Annotated in this window: 22 protein-coding genes and 2 pseudogenes; 7 read left to right on the top strand and 17 right to left on the bottom strand. The window is 39.0% G+C overall.

Annotated features, from left to right (window positions below):
- Positions 1 to 2: 2 nt before the first annotated feature.
- From DTA23_RS21790 to DTA23_RS30630, 3 genes are read right to left on the bottom strand one after another with little or no spacing between them, the layout of a single operon-like run.
- A complete protein-coding gene (locus DTA23_RS21790) occupies positions 3 to 716 on the bottom strand; it encodes a LytR/AlgR family response regulator transcription factor (protein ID WP_112376016.1) in 714 nt (237 codons plus the stop codon).
- Positions 713 to 1,117: a LytS family sensor histidine kinase gene (locus tag DTA23_RS21785; protein ID WP_112376015.1), complete on the bottom strand. Its 405-nt coding sequence runs from the start codon at positions 1,115 to 1,117 to the stop codon at positions 713 to 715. Before DTA23_RS21785 ends, DTA23_RS21790 begins: the two co-directional genes overlap by 4 nt.
- Positions 1,114 to 1,293 carry a histidine kinase gene (locus DTA23_RS30630; RefSeq protein WP_112376014.1) on the bottom strand — a complete coding sequence of 60 codons (180 nt, stop codon included), beginning with the start codon at positions 1,291 to 1,293 and terminating at the stop codon, positions 1,114 to 1,116. The genes DTA23_RS21785 and DTA23_RS30630 overlap by 4 nt, the downstream gene beginning before the upstream one ends.
- Before the next feature lie 2 nt (positions 1,294 to 1,295).
- On the opposite strand from DTA23_RS30630, the gene DTA23_RS21775 reads away from it, so the two are divergent.
- Positions 1,296 to 2,249 carry a hypothetical protein gene (locus DTA23_RS21775; protein ID WP_112376013.1) on the top strand — a complete coding sequence of 318 codons (954 nt, stop codon included), beginning with the start codon at positions 1,296 to 1,298 and terminating at the stop codon, positions 2,247 to 2,249.
- Here the strand turns inward: DTA23_RS21775 and DTA23_RS21770 are convergent.
- The 6 genes and pseudogenes from DTA23_RS21770 to DTA23_RS21750 all read right to left on the bottom strand — a co-directional run bounded on the left by DTA23_RS21770 (position 2,233) and on the right by DTA23_RS21750 (position 6,730).
- Entirely contained in the window at positions 2,233 to 2,919 is a 687-nt protein-coding gene (locus DTA23_RS21770; RefSeq protein ID WP_112376012.1) for a class I SAM-dependent methyltransferase, read from the bottom strand. The two genes, DTA23_RS21775 and DTA23_RS21770, sit on opposite strands and share 17 nt — an antisense overlap.
- A gap of 777 nt (positions 2,920 to 3,696) precedes the next feature.
- Positions 3,697 to 4,047 carry a GTP-binding protein gene (locus DTA23_RS30095; RefSeq protein WP_305887895.1) on the bottom strand — a complete coding sequence of 117 codons (351 nt, stop codon included), beginning with the start codon at positions 4,045 to 4,047 and terminating at the stop codon, positions 3,697 to 3,699.
- A 107-nt stretch (positions 4,048 to 4,154) separates the two neighbouring features.
- Positions 4,155 to 4,827 (bottom strand): annotated as a pseudogene (locus DTA23_RS30090) (GTP-binding protein).
- Positions 4,828 to 5,271: 444 nt separating this feature from the next.
- The gene (locus tag DTA23_RS21760) at positions 5,272 to 5,877 is read right to left on the bottom strand and encodes an outer membrane beta-barrel protein (protein WP_112376011.1); all 606 of its coding nucleotides are present in this window, start codon (positions 5,875 to 5,877) and stop codon (positions 5,272 to 5,274) included.
- A 16-nt stretch (positions 5,878 to 5,893) separates the two neighbouring features.
- The gene (locus tag DTA23_RS21755) at positions 5,894 to 6,085 is read right to left on the bottom strand and encodes a hypothetical protein (protein ID WP_112376010.1); all 192 of its coding nucleotides are present in this window, start codon (positions 6,083 to 6,085) and stop codon (positions 5,894 to 5,896) included.
- A 195-nt stretch (positions 6,086 to 6,280) separates the two neighbouring features.
- Positions 6,281 to 6,730 (bottom strand): protein-disulfide reductase DsbD N-terminal domain-containing protein, encoded by a 450-nt coding sequence (locus tag DTA23_RS21750; protein ID WP_112376009.1) that lies wholly within the window; start codon positions 6,728 to 6,730, stop codon positions 6,281 to 6,283.
- 367 nt (positions 6,731 to 7,097) lie between these two features.
- Here DTA23_RS21750 and DTA23_RS29635 point away from each other — a divergent pair.
- Both DTA23_RS29635 and DTA23_RS29630 read left to right on the top strand, forming a co-directional pair.
- Positions 7,098 to 7,331: pseudogene (locus DTA23_RS29635) on the top strand (ClbS/DfsB family four-helix bundle protein); the annotation flags it as partial.
- Between the two features lie 132 nt (positions 7,332 to 7,463).
- Complete coding sequence (locus DTA23_RS29630; protein WP_112376008.1) at positions 7,464 to 7,616, top strand: lmo0937 family membrane protein; 153 nt, start codon at positions 7,464 to 7,466, stop codon at positions 7,614 to 7,616.
- Between the two features lie 106 nt (positions 7,617 to 7,722).
- Here the strand turns inward: DTA23_RS29630 and DTA23_RS21735 are convergent, their stop codons facing one another.
- Positions 7,723 to 8,229, bottom strand: a complete 507-nt coding sequence (locus DTA23_RS21735; RefSeq protein WP_070568092.1) for a pyridoxamine 5'-phosphate oxidase family protein — start codon at positions 8,227 to 8,229, stop codon at positions 7,723 to 7,725.
- A 183-nt stretch (positions 8,230 to 8,412) separates the two neighbouring features.
- Between DTA23_RS21735 and DTA23_RS21730 the strand changes: the two genes are divergently transcribed.
- Entirely contained in the window at positions 8,413 to 9,666 is a 1,254-nt protein-coding gene (locus DTA23_RS21730) for a putative DNA modification/repair radical SAM protein (RefSeq protein WP_070568095.1), read from the top strand.
- Positions 9,666 to 10,424, top strand: a complete 759-nt coding sequence (locus tag DTA23_RS21725; RefSeq protein WP_070568100.1) for a TIGR03915 family putative DNA repair protein — start codon at positions 9,666 to 9,668, stop codon at positions 10,422 to 10,424. The genes DTA23_RS21730 and DTA23_RS21725 overlap by 1 nt, the downstream gene beginning before the upstream one ends.
- Before the next feature lie 49 nt (positions 10,425 to 10,473).
- Here DTA23_RS21725 and DTA23_RS27265 read toward each other — a convergent pair whose 3' ends face one another.
- From DTA23_RS27265 to DTA23_RS21700, 6 genes are all read right to left on the bottom strand, one after another.
- Positions 10,474 to 10,647, bottom strand: coding sequence for a hypothetical protein (locus tag DTA23_RS27265; protein WP_167450493.1), 174 nt, complete (start codon positions 10,645 to 10,647; stop codon positions 10,474 to 10,476).
- Between the two features lie 487 nt (positions 10,648 to 11,134).
- Positions 11,135 to 12,001, bottom strand: a complete 867-nt coding sequence (locus DTA23_RS21720; RefSeq protein ID WP_070568102.1) for an AraC family transcriptional regulator — start codon at positions 11,999 to 12,001, stop codon at positions 11,135 to 11,137.
- A gap of 40 nt (positions 12,002 to 12,041) precedes the next feature.
- Positions 12,042 to 12,428, bottom strand: a complete 387-nt coding sequence (locus DTA23_RS21715; RefSeq protein ID WP_139145044.1) for a hypothetical protein — start codon at positions 12,426 to 12,428, stop codon at positions 12,042 to 12,044.
- Between the two features lie 9 nt (positions 12,429 to 12,437).
- A complete protein-coding gene (locus DTA23_RS21710; protein WP_083296053.1) occupies positions 12,438 to 12,929 on the bottom strand; it encodes a c-type cytochrome in 492 nt (163 codons plus the stop codon).
- Between the two features lie 42 nt (positions 12,930 to 12,971).
- Positions 12,972 to 13,826, bottom strand: coding sequence for a FixH family protein (locus tag DTA23_RS21705; RefSeq protein WP_070568108.1), 855 nt, complete (start codon positions 13,824 to 13,826; stop codon positions 12,972 to 12,974).
- 83 nt (positions 13,827 to 13,909) lie between these two features.
- Entirely contained in the window at positions 13,910 to 14,287 is a 378-nt protein-coding gene (locus tag DTA23_RS21700) for a hypothetical protein (RefSeq protein ID WP_070568111.1), read from the bottom strand.
- 134 nt (positions 14,288 to 14,421) lie between these two features.
- On the opposite strand from DTA23_RS21700, the gene DTA23_RS21695 reads away from it, so the two are divergent.
- Entirely contained in the window at positions 14,422 to 15,126 is a 705-nt protein-coding gene (locus tag DTA23_RS21695) for a hypothetical protein (protein WP_070568114.1), read from the top strand.
- A 221-nt stretch (positions 15,127 to 15,347) separates the two neighbouring features.
- Positions 15,348 to 16,034: a class I SAM-dependent methyltransferase gene (locus tag DTA23_RS21690; protein WP_172462491.1), complete on the top strand. Its 687-nt coding sequence runs from the start codon at positions 15,348 to 15,350 to the stop codon at positions 16,032 to 16,034.
- A gap of 167 nt (positions 16,035 to 16,201) precedes the next feature.
- Here DTA23_RS21690 and DTA23_RS21685 read toward each other — a convergent pair whose 3' ends face one another.
- Entirely contained in the window at positions 16,202 to 17,095 is an 894-nt protein-coding gene (locus tag DTA23_RS21685; RefSeq protein WP_070568121.1) for a sensor histidine kinase, read from the bottom strand.
- Positions 17,096 to 17,126: the final 31 nt, after the last annotated feature.

Below are 17,126 nucleotides of genomic sequence, written 5' to 3'. Positions count from 1 at the left end.
GATTACAGCAGTCCTCCCGTGTATTGTTTAAAGAAAGCTTCTCGATAGATTTCACCGATCGGAATTTCAAATTTGTCGATGTAAACAGTATGGTTGTCAAATGAATCAATAAAGGACAAATTAATCAGATAGGATTTACTGGTGCGTGCAAAGAGGCTCACCGGAAGTTTCTGGTGAATTGTCTTCAAATTCATTGCAGTAATCAGTTTATTGTTCCGGGTATAAATAACCACATAATCTTTGAGTGCTTCTATAAAGCGAATATCAGTAAATGCAATTTTATAGTATTTCCTATCCGATTTAATAAAAAGTGCATCCTCACTGGCCTTCTCAACCGTACTTTGATTTTCTTTTAACGCTAGTAATTTTTTATAGGCTATTGCTTTATCGATCGCTTTGGCTAAGCGGTCTTTATTGATCGGCTTCAACAGATAATCTATTGCATCCAATTCGTAACTTTTCAGTGCATATTGCGCATAGGCAGTCGTCAGGATAACCAGCTTGTCATTGGGAAGAGACTGTGCAAAATCGAGTCCATTAACCGTTGGCATCTCAATATCCAGAAAAAGCAAATCCACCGAATTTGTTTTAATACATTCTAATGCCGATATCGCGTTGGAAAATGTACCGACTATCTGAATGGACGAAATTTCTTCGATTAAATTTTTCATTTCTTCCCTAGCCAGGGGTTCATCGTCTACAATAATGCAATTCATAATGGAATAGTAAGTTTAACACTATACAATGTTTCAGTCGTTGACACCGACAGTTCATAATCATTTCTATATAGGAGATCCAGTCGTCTTTTGGCATTAGCCAATCCCAGTCCGCTGTATTTGCTTTGGACAAATAAGCTGTCGGGATCTTTCGAATTTTCACATTCAAAACAAAGCTGCTGATTAGCTTCAGAAAAATGAATTGTAATAAAGGTATCACCAGCGCCTGCGCTTAGACTATGTTTAATTGCGTTTTCAACAAAGGCTGTAAAAAGATGTGGTGGTAGGAATATACCTTTCTTTTCCAATTCTGCTGGGCAGGATATACGCGTTGTGAGGTTATCACGGCGTATTTCCTCCAATTTTAGAAAATTGGAGATAAAGTTGATTTCAGACCTCAAAAGCGTCCTATCATCATTATTTCATAGAGCTGATATCTTAGAAAGTCTGATAGTTTCATGATGACCTCCGTAGCCATATTCGGATCTTTTCGAATTAAAGCCTTAACATTGTTCAGCATATTGAATAAAAAATGTGGCTGAATCTGGTTCTTCAAGGATATAAGCTCTGTGGTCATTTGTGCTGTTACTTAGCCTATCCACGTCCATCGCACAGACTAAAGATAGCGTGCAGCAAAAAGTGAGGGCTGTGGTTACCGACAAATTTCCCATAACACGGGTCCTCAATTTGACCTATGAATCCAATACAGGATACCGTTATTCATCAAAGCTCCAAGGTCAGGATTTACCTAAAACAAAAGTAGAATCGATGTACCAAGCCGGAGGTAGTATCAACATTAATTTTTTAAAGAGCAGAACCTGGAACTTGGGTACCAATATTGGCTATCAGTTCACTTCTGTAAACTCCAATCGTTTAGACCCCATCGCACAATCCACCATACAGTCAACCCATCAATATCATTATCATTACGAATCACTTAATCTTACCCGTTATTCACGTTTGTGGGGCAAGGTAGCATTTTATACCGCAACGGTTGCTGCCAATGGGAGTGAAAAAGCAATAGAACGCATTAATGGGATATTATCTGCTACTGTGGTCCTAAAAGCTACGCGGGAGATTCAAATGGCGGTGGGCCTCATCGGCTTTATAGATCCGGCAGCAATTATTCCGGTTTTACCAACCTTTGCCTACAAGCAACAATTTGCCAATGGGATGATACTTGATGTCATCTTACCTAAAGGAGCCTACCTTCGAAAAGAGGTCTTGCGGAATGGCCGCGTTTCAATAGGTTCCGATTTAAATAGTACGATCTTTTACCTCTATAACTTTCAGGGCGCTGAAAAAGTATATACCTTCAGTCAGATGGAGATCAATTCGGGTCTGACTTATGAACATAACCTGGGCCGATCTTTTATTGCCACCCTTAAATCAGGACTAAAAACCATACCCCGTGCACGCGTATTTGAAAAAAACAAAACCCAGCGCGATTATGTATGGGAAGCAAATCCCGGTCCTTCGTTTTATATTAATGCGGGGCTTTCCTTCAATCCCTTTGCTAAGAAAAGGAAATAATATCTTTTTTTCGGGTTATCCACCCCATATAAATCGATGATTGAAAGAATCGAACAGGAGGTTCAAATCCGGCTTCTTCACAGAGCTCGACTAATCGTTCTTCCGAGACATGCAACAATTCGTGCTCGATTCTTCGCAATCTTTGAGCGACCTGTGTTTCATCTATCCCCTTGGGTAGAAGAAGCCGCAACAACTGCAAGTTTTGTTGAATCTGCTCCTTATTGCCCGTAATATCTAATAATAACAAGGGTGCTTGCGACATCATTCTCTTGGAAATATCTTGGAGCATAACCAATTTTTCGCCATTGTCTTCTAAAAAGTGTAATACAAGCAAAAGCGTCGCAGCACCAAATTGTTTCTCTTCGTCCAAATCACCTACCACACCTTCGACAAGATGAACATTCTCATCCGCTTCAAATTTTTCCAGGGCCTGGCTAATCATCTCAGGCGACGGATCTACCCCGGTTATTGTCCAAGATTCTGCTGTGTCGACAAAACGTTCTATTTCATTTCCAGTACCACATCCTACCACCAGTAAATCCTTGTTTTCAGTTTCTCGGAGGAGCTTTGGCAACTGATCTAAAAAATAATGGTAATTGGGAATCCAGCTCTCAACAAATTGATCATAGCCACTTGCACGCTCATTTTCAAACAGTTCTACTTTATTCATTTATATAACAATAATCATTCAATATAAAATTAGCATTCAATTGAAAGGGTGCCCTTCTGTATTTCAAATATACATAGAAAACCAGTAATTTAAAACAATTCTAAATAACATACTAATATTCTGACAATCCCGTTACTAATTTCACCTCTTTGATGCGTGAGCGAGTTTTATCTTTAGACTATCAGTGCTGTTTTTTTGAAAGTCTATCAATTACTTTTTCAGATCAATTCCTTTCACCACCCCAGGTTTAAAGATATTACCCAGCGTATGCATGCGTTCAATTGCATTCAAGTTAAGCCTACTCTTTTTTGATGCTTTTTCAGTATTGATTTCGGTATAAAATTAAACCTTTTAGGTATTATTAAAATCAAGCAGTCTGCTCATTGTTAATTATATCATGCATAGTGACTATGATTGTTCCTCAACTATACTGTTCTTTTACCATGACATCTTTGCTATGACTCTTTGAAATTTTCGGAATCATAAAGATGATTTTCGACCATCATGATTAAGCGTTTTAGGGATAGATTTCTATATTTTTAATAGCGCGATTGATGAAGGCTGATAACCGTATCTTGATAACATCTGGCAAATCAGTATAAAAAAGGCCAGAAAATTAATTCTGGCCTTCGAAAAATACAATATCTAACCTACATTACTTACTTTTTTAACCGATGCCGATCACAAATGGTTTTAAATATTTTTAGGAAATTCGTCTTTCCACCAAGTAAAACGCCAGTCATCGCCTTCTTCTTCGGTCAATAGGCATTCTTCAAGCTACGACAGATATTTTTCTTTATCTAGATGCTGACCTATAAATACCAATTCATTTTTTCGATCTTCCCACTCCGGGTGCCAACGTTTAAGAAGTTCAGCGCTAATTTCGGCATAACTGGGATACTGATAACGCTGCTCTTCGGGCATGCTACTCCACCATGAGCCTGCACTTTCCAATCTTACGCTGCCACCTGCCTGACTAAAACTAATCGCAAGATTCGGCCGGGATGCCAACCAGAGGAGACCTTTAGCGCGTATGATATTATGTGGGTACCGCTCATTGAGATAACTGTGCAGTCGCTGGGGATGGAAAGGCCGTTGCGATCGAAAGACAAAAAGATGAAATACCATACTCCTCTGTTTCGGGGCTATGTTCATTTTCAAGTTCTCTGATCCATCCAGCCGAAGAGGAAGCTTCATCAAAGTCAAACGAGCTCGTACCCATAATTTCCTTTGGATCAACACGTCCAAATTGTGTACGGATTAATTTGGCTCCAGGATTGAAGCCGCCCAATAGCAGACTCGAGAGTGCCCAAAGTTTCCTCAGATACCAGATCGGCCTTATTCAAAAGGATAACATTGGCAAATTCGATCTGATCAGTCAACAGACTTACAATTGCCCTATTGTCATAGTCGTCATCCGTCAGTTTCCGATCTAATAAGGTATCGGCGCTTCCAAAATCTTTAGCAAAATTGAAACAGTCCACCACAGTTACCATAGTATCAATGTAACTGAACGTAGACAGATCAATCCCATTGTCAGCACTACTATAACTGAATGTCTGCGCTACTGGAATAGGCTCCGAAATACCAGTACTCTCGATAAGAAGATAATCAAAAGCGATTTTCTTTCGCTAGTCGCTCCACCTCCACCATCAAATCCTCCCTTAAGGTACAACAAATACATCCGTTGCTCATCTCCACTAACTTTTCTTCTGTTCGCGAAAGCACATTTTCACGTTCAACAGCTTGTGCATCAATGTTCACTTCACTCATATCATTAACAATAACAGCAACTTTCTTGCCTTCCTTATTGTGTAGAATATGATTCAATAGTGTGGTTTTTGCCGCACCTAAAAATCCACTTAAAACAGTGACAGGTAATTTAACTTTTTTGGAAATGCTGCTCATAGTAATTTCGTTTAAACAAATGTAAAAACAAAACAACACAAATGCAACATTGTTGCTATATAAAGATATACGCTAAAACAATAACAGGTGAACTTCCTTAAAAACTTTCGCATGATGAAGTACAAACCTCGTTTAACATATCAGCATCCCCTTGTCGTAACGTACGTTCACGATCAGCATCCCCGGTATTTGCAGTCTAGTTTGATAAACGGGGAAAATCCTTCAGCCCTATAGGAGCTCCATCCTCCATCAGCCCGTTACAAGTACATCGATTGGTGTATCGAGCTAGTCCTGCAAATATCCATGATATCCAGCAATAACCATCTCCACAACAAATCGTAAATCATTAATAAAATTAAAGCCGCCTGATGTAGCAAAATCAGAGCGGCTCAGCTTACAGCACAGGAAAGTCTGTAAAGGTTACCTACCAGTGGAACTATTAGCTTAAAACAAACGCACTTTAAATCCCAGTTGATACTGGTCAATATGTGCATCCCAATTGTCTACAATTTTATTATTCTTTTTGAATTGTCGGTATCTAAAATACAGCGCGCCAAGATCTATCCCTAATGCGTAACCTATCCGTGTACGACTGTTGAACGCTGGTTTTCCATCATTAAGTTTATACCTGTCGTCGTTGAGCAACATATTCAAGTCTAGGCCACCCAAGATTGAAAATTTTCTCGTAAAATTAATTTTTAGGTGTACGGGTGTATTGAGATATTTCAGCGAACGGGTCCCCTTGGATAAGCCTCCAGCAAGAGAAGCCGTGTTACCATTGACACGAATTCTGGTTAAGTTGTAACTAGGCTCAACTTGAATATCCATCTTGCTATTAAGTCCAAAAATCAAATCCCCTCCCAATTGATATCCCATTCTATTGGCGCCAAATGTATTGCCACTTGCACGCGAAATATTACCACCCACCCGAAGTCCAAACCCCATTTGTCCGTAACATGCGGTCTCGAAACATAACAATCCCATGACCAAAAAACTAACTAGTGTACAATGCTTCAACTTTAATCGATCTATTTTTATCATTTTTATCATAAAACACACCTTTACATTAGACCGATGACTGTTTTCCTGCAATTCTATCCTCGGCCGTCAAGGCATATTTTTCACTTAGGGTCATTACTGCGTTTACAATATCTCGAACCCTTTCAATGGTGTGAAAATATAGCTGTGGGTTGTGGTTCTTGCGGTAACTATGCACTAAAAAAAGATCTGCCTGCATAAGTAAGTTTGTGTAATCCATTTAAACAAAGCTAAAATTTCGTAAAAAATAGATTTAACATATTATACCAAAGGGCTTATTTTTTATACCAAAAGCCCCCTTTAAACAAAAAAGGCTAGGTGTGATTACCTAGCCTTTATCCTTAATTTTCCTTTTTCTATCAATTATCTTAAGCGCCAAATCGCTTTAGATCGTTAATTGCTTTTATTTATTAAACTATTTGATCGTTACAGCAAAAGCATATTCATCTGGAGGAAGACATTGTGAAGCGTCACAAGCTTGCCATTCCACGGTACCTTTTACTGTTGCTGTTCCTTTCGTCAGCGAAACCTTTTGCTGAAAGATCACTTCATTGGTGAAGTATCCCACATCCATTTTGAAAACCTCTTCGTGTTTGATCTTCGGTTTTGGTTCAGCCGTCTTACCGACCAAAACGTAGTCAGCAGCTTTACCGAAATTGAAAGATGTTGGAATTGGGCCACCGTCTTTTACATTTTGGGAGTAAATGTGCCAACCATCTTGAATAGTGGCCTTCACATAGACCATAGCTTCCTTGTTGTTCAATTTTTTGCTGGCCACAGTCCATTTAACAGGCTTATGAATCTGAGCGAATGCGCCCGAAACGACGAACATAACCACGGTTAGTAACAATAAAATCTTTTTCATCTTTGTATCAATTTTTCAGTTTATTATTTCATTGGCAGTACATCTTAGACAGTATTTCCCCTATGAAAGATCCTGTCTAAATACTCACAACAATATTCGTTATAAACAGAATAAAATACAACACCACTTTAATAAAACAATAAATTTTACCAAAAAAAACACATAAAACCATATTTTTTACAATTTAAAGTTTATTGTTTTTTCAATTACAATAATATATTCAAAAACCCTATCAGACTAAAACAAAAGGCATTGTCAAACATTGTCTGCTGTGGGCTTGTGAACACGTTCTGCTCTACAACTTCCATCCCAAGCTAATCAATTATACATAATTATCTGTATCTTATGTATAATTCACATTTATGCCATGGCTATACCAACCACAAAAGACGAACTCCTTCAAGCTATCCGTATAAATTACAGCAAGCTTGTCTGTGAACTTTCCGATATTCCGAACGATCAAACTAATCTTCTTATACTCCAGGGTCATGCTAAAGGAACAGTAATGAGTATAAATAACCTAATTTCCTATTTAATTGGCTGGGGTGAGCTGGTTCTCAAATGGAATAAGAAAAGTGAAGATGGCAAAGAGGTTGATTTTCCAGAGACTGGTACACCGCTTCACCTTATCAAAATGCAGTCGGGAGGATCCGTAAGTGGAAAAAAGAGAAAAAATACTAAACCATCGCTGGATAAGTATTGTTATTCAATAAACACATATATATTCATTACTATGGGAAATCTATTATATACTATCGCTGTTATTTTGGTCCTGATATGGGCAATCAGTTTTTTTGGAGGCTTTGTTGGCGGAGGGCTAATTCATATTCTTTTGGTAATTGCAATCATCGCAGTACTTTTACGTGTGATCAAAGGAAACGCGTAACAGATTTTTTCGATAAAAGTTTGGTTAGAAAAAAGGTCCTCATTTTGGAAAAGAGGACCTTTTTAGGGTGCTAATTACTGTGTTGATATTATAGATTCCGTTTATATTAAATATTAAGATCTCCTTCTTTACCTATATCTTGTGTATTTCCTGTAACAGCCGCTTTCAACATTTTAAACAAGTTGATGACCATATTTGAGTTTGAATCCCAATAATGCGCTTCTTCAGGTGTGATCTGTAGCAATTGGATATTGGGATCTTCTTTTCCTTTCTTAAACCAGCCTTCCATCATTTTGTTCCAATAACGGTCTATCCTTTCCTGATCCCGCGAAAGACTTGCTTTACCGTTTATACTCAAAAAGGTGTAGGTTTTGGGATCGGCATAGAATAGGGAAACTTTGGGATCCTGTGAAATATTTTTAAACGTCTCACTTTCTGCCGAACAGATGTACCAAATGTCACCATTTGCATCCACTTCCTGTCTGCTCATCGGAACACCATGGGGATAGTCAGAATCCGATGGAAATGAACAGACTGTTCCCACATCAATTTGATCGACGATCCCTTTTAGCTTTTCTAGCGCTTCTTTATTATTCAAATTATTCTCTGCCATAATATGTAGTTTACTCATGAACAAAATCCCGTCACAAATCGTTTATTTTTTTAGCAAATTTGGGCATCCTCCCGCAGTTGAAGATGAATAGTACGAACCTAAAAAAGGCAAATCAAGTAATTTTACGGGTATTTATTACTAATAATATTAGTAATTTTACAGCAAATTATTGGAGAATAAATCATGTTTGGTTTTGATGATAAATTGCAGATATTAGCTGATGCCGCTAAATACGACGTAAGTTGCAGCTCAAGTGGAAGTAAACGAAAAAATAGTGGTGGAATAGGCGATTCATCGGCTAGTGGCATTTGTCATACCTACACCGAAGATGGCCGTTGCGTCTCTCTACTAAAAATTTTAATGACCAATTACTGCATCTACGACTGTTCCTTTTGTGTTAGCCGACGTAGCAACGACGTGCAACGCGCAGCATTTTCGGTGAAGGAAGTTGTCGAATTGACCATGAATTTCTACCGTCGAAATTACATCGAAGGTCTTTTTTTAAGTTCGGGTATTTTCAAATCTGCAGACTACACCATGGAACGCTTAATGTTAGTTGTCAAGAAACTTCGGACGGAAGAACGTTTTAATGGTTATATCCACCTCAAAGCCATCCCCGGAGCAAGTGAATCATTATTAAAAGAAGCAGGTTTATATGTTGACCGAATGAGTGTAAACCTCGAAATTCCTACTGAGGAGGGACTCAAACTTGTTGCTCCGGAAAAGGATCATCAGTCCGTTCGCGAGCCTCTGGGGATTATTAAAAATGAAATTCTCAATCTTCGTCAGGATCGAAAAAAAGACAAGAAAGCACCTTTATTTGTACCAGCAGGCCAAAGTACGCAGCTGGTTATTGGAGCAACTCCAGAGAGCGACCTACAGATTATGCAGGCGGCCAATACATTCTATAAAGATTACAATCTCAAACGGGTGTATTATTCGGGTTATATTCCCATCAACGCGACCGATTCCAACCTTCCCCAAATTGGAACAACACCGCCTCTTGTACGTGAAAACAGACTTTATCAGACAGATTGGCTACTCCGATTTTATGGTTTTTCGCTTCATGAAATACTCAACAGCACGCATCAACATCTCGATCTAGAAATAGACCCTAAGCTTGCTTGGGCGCTACGCAACCCGCAATTCTTTCCTATCGACATCAACAGCGCTACTTATGAGTGGATTATCCGAATCCCGGGTATTGGCAGGCAATCTGCCAACAAAATTGTACAGTCGCGCAAATATGGAAAATTAAAGGAATATCAACTTCGAAAAATGGGAATTGCCTATAATCGCGCCAAATATTTTATGGTTTGCCAGGATACACTCATCGCTGGAGGCTTCCACTATCCCGAAAACATCAGAAAGTCTATTCTTGAAAGTAATCCTCGTACACAAGCCAAGGCTTCCAATACACAGCTAACACTTTTCTAATGGACTATATTTTTGACGGAAGTTATTCCGGTTACCTCTGTTGTGTATTTGAAGCTTTTGAACGGAAAGAATTTGATAGCATTCCCACAACAGAAAAGTCTATGGCAATTAGTATTTTTTCGGAAAAGCGACAGGTTCATACTGAGGTTAAAAAAGCCATGCGCATTTTAGTGGGAATGGAAAAGATACTTGGAGCAAAAGAAACAAAAATCTTTTATCATAATTTTTTGTCCGATAATCAATCTGAATGGCTCAATGGATTTCAATTGATTGTTGAACTTTTTCGAAGGGGAAAATTAGATATACGCAATTATGGATACCCACCCATACTCCGTATCCATCAGACAGTCAAAAAGATCAGCCGCGAACGACACCGCATGAAAGCTTTTATCCGATTTGTCAAGTCTAACGATAATCTCTACACAGCCATCGTTGAACCCGATTTCAATGTGATTCCCCTGGTTGTAGACTTCTTTAAAAACCGATTCGCCGACCAGTGCTGGTTAATTTATGATATACGGCGAAACTATGGCTTCCATTATGATGGCAAAAATATCTTGGAGGTATACAACAACAATAAAGACGAGGTTCAAGATCCATATCAGCTAGAAGTGGATCTCGATCCTCAAGAAAAAGATTATCAGCATCTCTGGAAGACTTATTTTAAAAGTACCTCTATTGAATCACGCAAAAACCTGAAGCTTCATTTAAGACATGTTCCCAAACGTTACTGGAAATATCTCGTCGAAAAACAATAAGTACCTAAATACAATAAGTCCCAAAATAGCGAAAATCCCGTTCATAAAATCATTTTGATCCACCAAACAACTTGCTGATCAACCAAATGACAATTGCGACTACGACAACAACCAATAGGATACCCGACCATACGCCTGCTTTAAATATACCTTCAATTGCTGCACAACTCGACACGAGCATCAATAAACTCGACATGAGCGCAAATGGAATTATCTTTTTCATAAATACCTGTTTTTATTATTAATCGTAAGTATGACAATGCTGGCATAGAAAATGTTTTACAGCAAAGACGTTCATGTACTTTTTACTTCTCATTGCCGATTCATCTGATATTTTCACTGTATTAAATACCTGAGCAGTCCGTATTTTTTTGTCAAATAATGAACGCTCTACGTTATTTATGCCCTAAAAATACGGTTAGCGAACCTCGGGAAAGTTTTGGGTACAGCATTTGATTCTGTTTACACAAATAGCAAAATAAAATTTAAACAATAATTGACTAAAGATATGGATACGATACACCAAAAAGCACAAAAAATGGGATTGGAAAAAGGTTATTATCTATTACTAATGGCTATATTGGATTTACCTGTTGATGATAAGGAAAAATCGGAAAAGAAAAAATAAGGTTGCGTAGGCTACAGGACATTTTTTTTGAAAAGTAAAGCCTTTTTCAACTACATGAAAAAGGCTTTTAATCATATTTACATCAACAATTTTTCCTAAACTCCTCAGGACTCATTCCTTTATTTGCTTTAAAAAAAGTACTGAAATATGGTACATTTTCAAAACCGAGTTCAAAGGCAATTTCTTTTACCGTTTTAAAGGTATGATAAAGCAATCGCTCGGCCTCCAATAGTATCCGTCCGCGGATAATAGTACCGCAGCTCGTCGATCTGTTTTTTCGACAAATCCGATTAAGATAGTTGATCGATATATTCAATTGCTCTGCGTAAAATGACGGATAACGCTGCTGCGCATAATGACTATCAACCAAAGATTCGAAACTCCGGATTTTATCGTCATCTTCCTCCTGCTTTGCAGCCACATGATCGACCACGATTTGCCTTCCCAAAATCTGGAGCAGCATGGTTAAGTAGCGGCTCAATACACCGTGAGCACTCAATTTAACTGAATTATAAGCTGTTTCCATCAAACTTACTATATGTAGACAACTGATGATATCTTCTTTCGATAGCACAAAAGCGTGTTTACATCTACTCCTTAAAAAATGAAAGAAGTTTCTTACAGCAGTGTTCTGACTTTCCATGAGAAAGGATGCTGTAAATAAGACACTGTATCCTTCTACAGACGAACCTGCATGAAAACTACACACACAATTTGAATTTATGCTGATTATATCATGGGCAGCTATAATCTGTACGCTCTGATCCGCTACCATAGACAGTTCACCACTATTGATAAACAAAAGGGTATAAAAAGACCTTAGGTGGAGCGTATTTTGATTTGCTTTAGCTTGTAAAAAAGCTGCTATAGGCATAATAACGATTCCCTGCGAAGTGGAATCAATATCTTCTAATTTTAGAAAATCTAGTTTCTCTTTTCGTATTACCATTTCTTTATGATTATTCTGTGAAAAAATATTTGTGGAATAATCAAATGATTGGCGGTCTAAAAACTTCAGGCAGTATACCTCCGAAGGTATCGGAGACAAAGTCTTTCGGATAGACAGTTTTCACATCAGGTACTATTGGAGAGTACAGCAAGACTCCCTTCACATACTGCACAAAGACCAATATTTCCATCCCCTTCATTTTGGCGAGCACATTGTTCACATCCTTTTGTTCAACCGTCTTTTCGCTAAGGAAACAGAAGCCTTTACAGCTCACTGCCGGTTCAAAACGATTGACACAGAGGTTTTGCTCGATATAGGTACGATTGCACTCAAATTCAATAAATGCCCACAACAGATTGGTTGCCTGTACACATATTGCCCAAGCCATTGTCATACAAAACCACCATCTACAGTGTTGAGACTTCATTGATCCGATCTATTTTGTAGTGCTATTACGTTCGCGCAAATATTCTAAAATGGCACGTGCCTCTTCTTGCTTCAAGCCCAAGCTAATCATTGGCGACCCATACTCCTTACTCAGTGCTTTCGCGTCGGCATCTTTCTCCAGCATGGTTGCCGGATCTAGCATCATGTTCATAATCCACTCCGGGGTACGACGTTTGATGACAGCGTCCAACGATGGACCTACCAATGTACGATCAAAACTATGGCACATTGCACATTTCGACACAAATAGTTCTACGCCCCTATTTGCAAGCTGCGCATCAAAAGGTTTGTGTTCGAAGGAAGAAATAGTTCCCACCCCTTTGGGCCCCTCGGTTTTATAATCGAGCATGGTCCCAGACTCAACTGCGGAAGGTTGCTGGGCACTATTTTCCTTCTTGACTTTTGTCGCCTCATTTCCGCTACACGCCAGTATAGCTACAAAACCGAAACAGCCTAGGATTACGTTGATTCTCCTTTTCATTTTTATTGTTTAAGTATATTGGTAAAATAAATTCTGTTTGTATTAAGTGACCTGCACTAGATATTTTATATCATCCTGATTTGATTTTTTGCCCGCTTTCCATAGTTCGACAATGACTTCCCAACGACCAGGCATAGAAAAATTAACAGTGCCTTCATAGTAACCATTACCTGTACTTTCAGCAGCAAAATTTTCCGAAGACCCCGTTTCCGTAGTAGGCCTATTGGTCTTCAGTTTAATGACATAATGATCTAATACCGGAAAATGATGACCATCCATTTTATTCATTAAAAATCGGATGGGATGCCTTCCCTGCTTTACGCTATCAGGCAATAGGCAGGAAATAAATACGCGGCTATCGTCTCTGGTTCCAGAGCTCATTGTTCGCATGGTTGCTGCTGCAGTAACCGGAATCTTGATGGCAAGTGTATCTTTTATGCGATTGTGACTACGTATCGTATGTAATTGCCAGCCCTTCCCCATCCGCGGGATATCCGCCATAATAAAAACCATTGGGCTGCTATACCAGCCTTCGCCGAGCGCGACGGGATGCTCAAAGGGGCCTCCATGCTTCATACGTCCCATACTCATTTCTGGATAGAAATCAAGGGATTTGTCATTGATCGGAATTCCCGAGGTATCTCTTAAACGCAGATAAATGGTATGGTATTTATTGTTGAGTTTGGCATCCGCATATATGGTATAATTGGTAACATCCCAAACAGTATCCGCTATACGGACCAGATCGGATTCCTTAGGCAAGATAAAATCCGTAGCTTTCTTACCGTTCTTTTTTGAATGATCGGCAGTACAGGGTGAAGTTGAAAAAGCAACTGAAAATGCGAGTAGCAGTAAGATTACGCCCCCGACAGTCCCGACACGGGAATATAAATTCATATGTATTAATTTAAATCTTTTGAAAATAGACAGTACCTGCCATCAGTCAATATGCCGACAGCCCGTACGAAAAGCAAAATGACTTAAACCAAAGGTGGATGAAAAATAGTAAAGATTGGTCTATAGCTATAGTTTGCCTGATATGCTGGAAGTAAGGTTTCCGCAGCCGCTTCTTCAAAAAAAGTGATATCAAGGTTAAAACGTTGCTGATTATTGATAAATACAACGTCGATTATACGAGATTCCAGGTTCTTTTGTTCCTTCTCCTCATGTTCACGCATTTTCTTCATCAAGATACATTGTCCTCTACAGGAAAGTGCCTTTTCGTTGAATCGATTGATACACTCATTCTTAGCAATATAATCTCTGTTAAATTCAAAAACAGTCCATAGCCATACCGACGAGAAGCTCTGCAGGAGCATCAGCGGCAGTAGAATCCATATCAATTGTTTCGCTTTCATGTATCGCTAGTGCAGCAAATATACTAATTATTGACATACCAGCAACGAACTGCCTCTTTTCAAAACGCTCAAATGTTTTCTAAAACATCAAGAAGTTTTAGTACATTTAGCTAAAAATCACGCGCTTTGAACAAATGAAGTTTAATCCTCTTTTAGTCATTAAATTATTACTTGGGCTGTTTATCTGTATCGGAATAGCTTTGACAATATTCATGATGGTTCATGGCAGCAAAATTGTGGGGGCTTATGTCGTTTCTGTACTTTTCATACTATTCCCCGGTATTATCCTGTACGGTATGACCCTTGGATTTCGAGTATCCGAGAAAACCATAACACGACAGATTGCCCAACAGGAAAGTGTAACATCCGATCATAAAGGCATATCCTATCAAATCCCCTTGCTAAAAACAACCCAATTTATCTCCTGGGAAATTATCGAGACCATTATCTACAGCAACTACCACAGCGACGATCAGGCGCAGTTCAGCTTTTATCTGACACAACCGGCAATTCAAATCGCGTCAGAAAAGCCAGGATGGTTAGCGAAAGTTCTCCTACCCTTGATTAAAACAAGTAAAAAGGTCGTTATTTACGAAAATTGCATCAATTTTCGCGAAATCCCGAAAATGCTAGAAAAACATTTTTCCTCCATCAACCCTGTTGACATAAACGAAGTCCATGGAAAAGGTACACTACTGAGATCAAAGACCACCTTAAGGGAAAATACGATTCAGATCGAAGAATATTTGAAACCTAATCCAAATTTTGAACCTGAAAAAGTTATTTATGATCGATACAACCGGACGATTGATGAACTAAAACAATCAAAAAACAGCTAAAATTTGTTTTCCTGGGCAAATTCACCCACGTCGTCGTGCAACATTCAACAGGTATTGCTTATTATTTAATATTACGTTTGTGGATTGGCTGGGTGATATTTATGTCCGCAGCTGAGGCAAGCAGAATAAAAATCCAAAACAAACTGATCGGAGATATGACATAAATTCCAGCAATTGTTGCTGATAAAATGGATAAATTTGTACCTGTTAACACTATTGCGATGATTAAAAGAATAACAGCATATTGGAATGACCGTAGTAGCTCCTGGCGCAAGGAAAGGGATGAAGCTTGGTCCCGGCCGGAGACCGAACGCTGTCTAGCGTTTTTCAAGTCCGTCCGTAGCCAGACTACGGGCAATAAAGTACTTGAGGTCGGTACTGCTACGGGATATTTCGCCAACATTATGACCCTTGCGGGTTTTGAGGTTACTGCCGTTGACCTCTCCCCGCAGATGATTGAATATGCAAAACTCGTCAGCCAAGAACTAGAACTTCGCGTAGACTATCGGGTCATGGATGCGCAAGTACTACAGTTTGAAGCCAACACCTTTGACTTCGTCTTCACCAGGTTGATGACGTGGACCATCCCCGATCTCGAAAAATGCTACCGCGAGATGGAACGTGTGCTCAAGCCGGGCGGAAAAATGATCAACCTAGATGCCGATTTTGGGAAAACGGTCTTTAGTACCGAAAGGCACGATGAATGTCCATCGGGCGCTATAGATCAGATCAATGACATCAAATCGGCATTAGACATCAGTGCACATCAACGTCCTGCCAAAGACATCGAACTATTGGAAGCAGTTGGATTTGGTTCTATTAAAGTCGATATGGATGCCCAAAATCGTATTCTTGAACTCCCTTTCGAAACTGAAGGACTTTTTATGCTAGAAGCTCTAAAGAAGTAAAACTTTTTTAAGACCTTTGAGGTATTTTTCGTCTGGAAAAGACTCAAAATGATTGGTTTACGGATCTTTCATACCAACTGGTCATTCATAAAAAACTAAGTTTGTCATTTAATTCTTCATAAAAAAAGCCCGATATAGATCGGGCTTTTATAGTAGATTGATTGTTATCAAGAGACAGCCTGATAAGCCTTCCGCGGAAACGAGATCCGAACAGAAACGCCTATACCATGCTGATTCTCGAACTGCATTTTTCCATCAATCCGTTTGATCAAATCCTTACAGAGGGAGATACCCAACCCTGCACCATTTTTGTTTTCAGATCTTTTACGGTCCCAGCTATTAACAAAATTTAAATTGTGGAGGACTTCTGATGAAAGTTCTTCCCCATCATTGCTAACGGTAAGCTCCCATCGATCGCTTTGGTCATCGATCAATTGCAGCACGATGCTACCGCCGACTCGTCCATATTTAATGGCGTTGCTAATCACATTTCTTAGCACAAAAGCGAGAGTTCCTTTATGTGTATGCGCGCAAAAATCTGGATTCACCGAATTTATGATCTGTATATTGAAACGTTGGATTTCTAGCGCATAGATTCCCAATACCGCATCAATTTGATCGCGGATATTACAGTTCTCGGTATTTTCAAGCTTATCTCGAAGTTGTGATTCTGTCCAAAGTAAAACCTCTTCCAACATCGTCCGCGATCTGGCCACCTGACCTTTTAGATTTAAAAAAATGAGTTTAAGATCCTCCTTATCAACGAGAGAAATATCATCAATCGCCAGCAAAATTTCGACCGATGCAAATGGTGCCCTGAGATCATGCGATGCAATGGATAGGACTTTAGTCTTGAAACTCTCAGCAATTTTTAACTCCTCATTATAATGATGAATACAAATTGCCTGTTCACTGAGGATACTGTTGGCAGTCGTTAATTTGAGCTGTTCGACCTTTAGCAACTGGTTCTTTCGGATTAAAAAGTAGATCAGTACACCTATCAGCGTTTTACTGATGACTATTCCAACAATAAGTAAAGTAATAATAGTTTGGCTTTGCACAATTTTTAGGTAATAAATTAATAATAATGAC

Source organism: Sphingobacterium multivorum (assembly GCF_900457465.1).
Taxonomy (GTDB): Bacteria; Bacteroidota; Bacteroidia; order Sphingobacteriales; family Sphingobacteriaceae; genus Sphingobacterium; species Sphingobacterium multivorum.
Note: the sequence above shows the minus strand (reverse complement) of the source record. Positions and strands in the feature narration are given on the sequence as shown.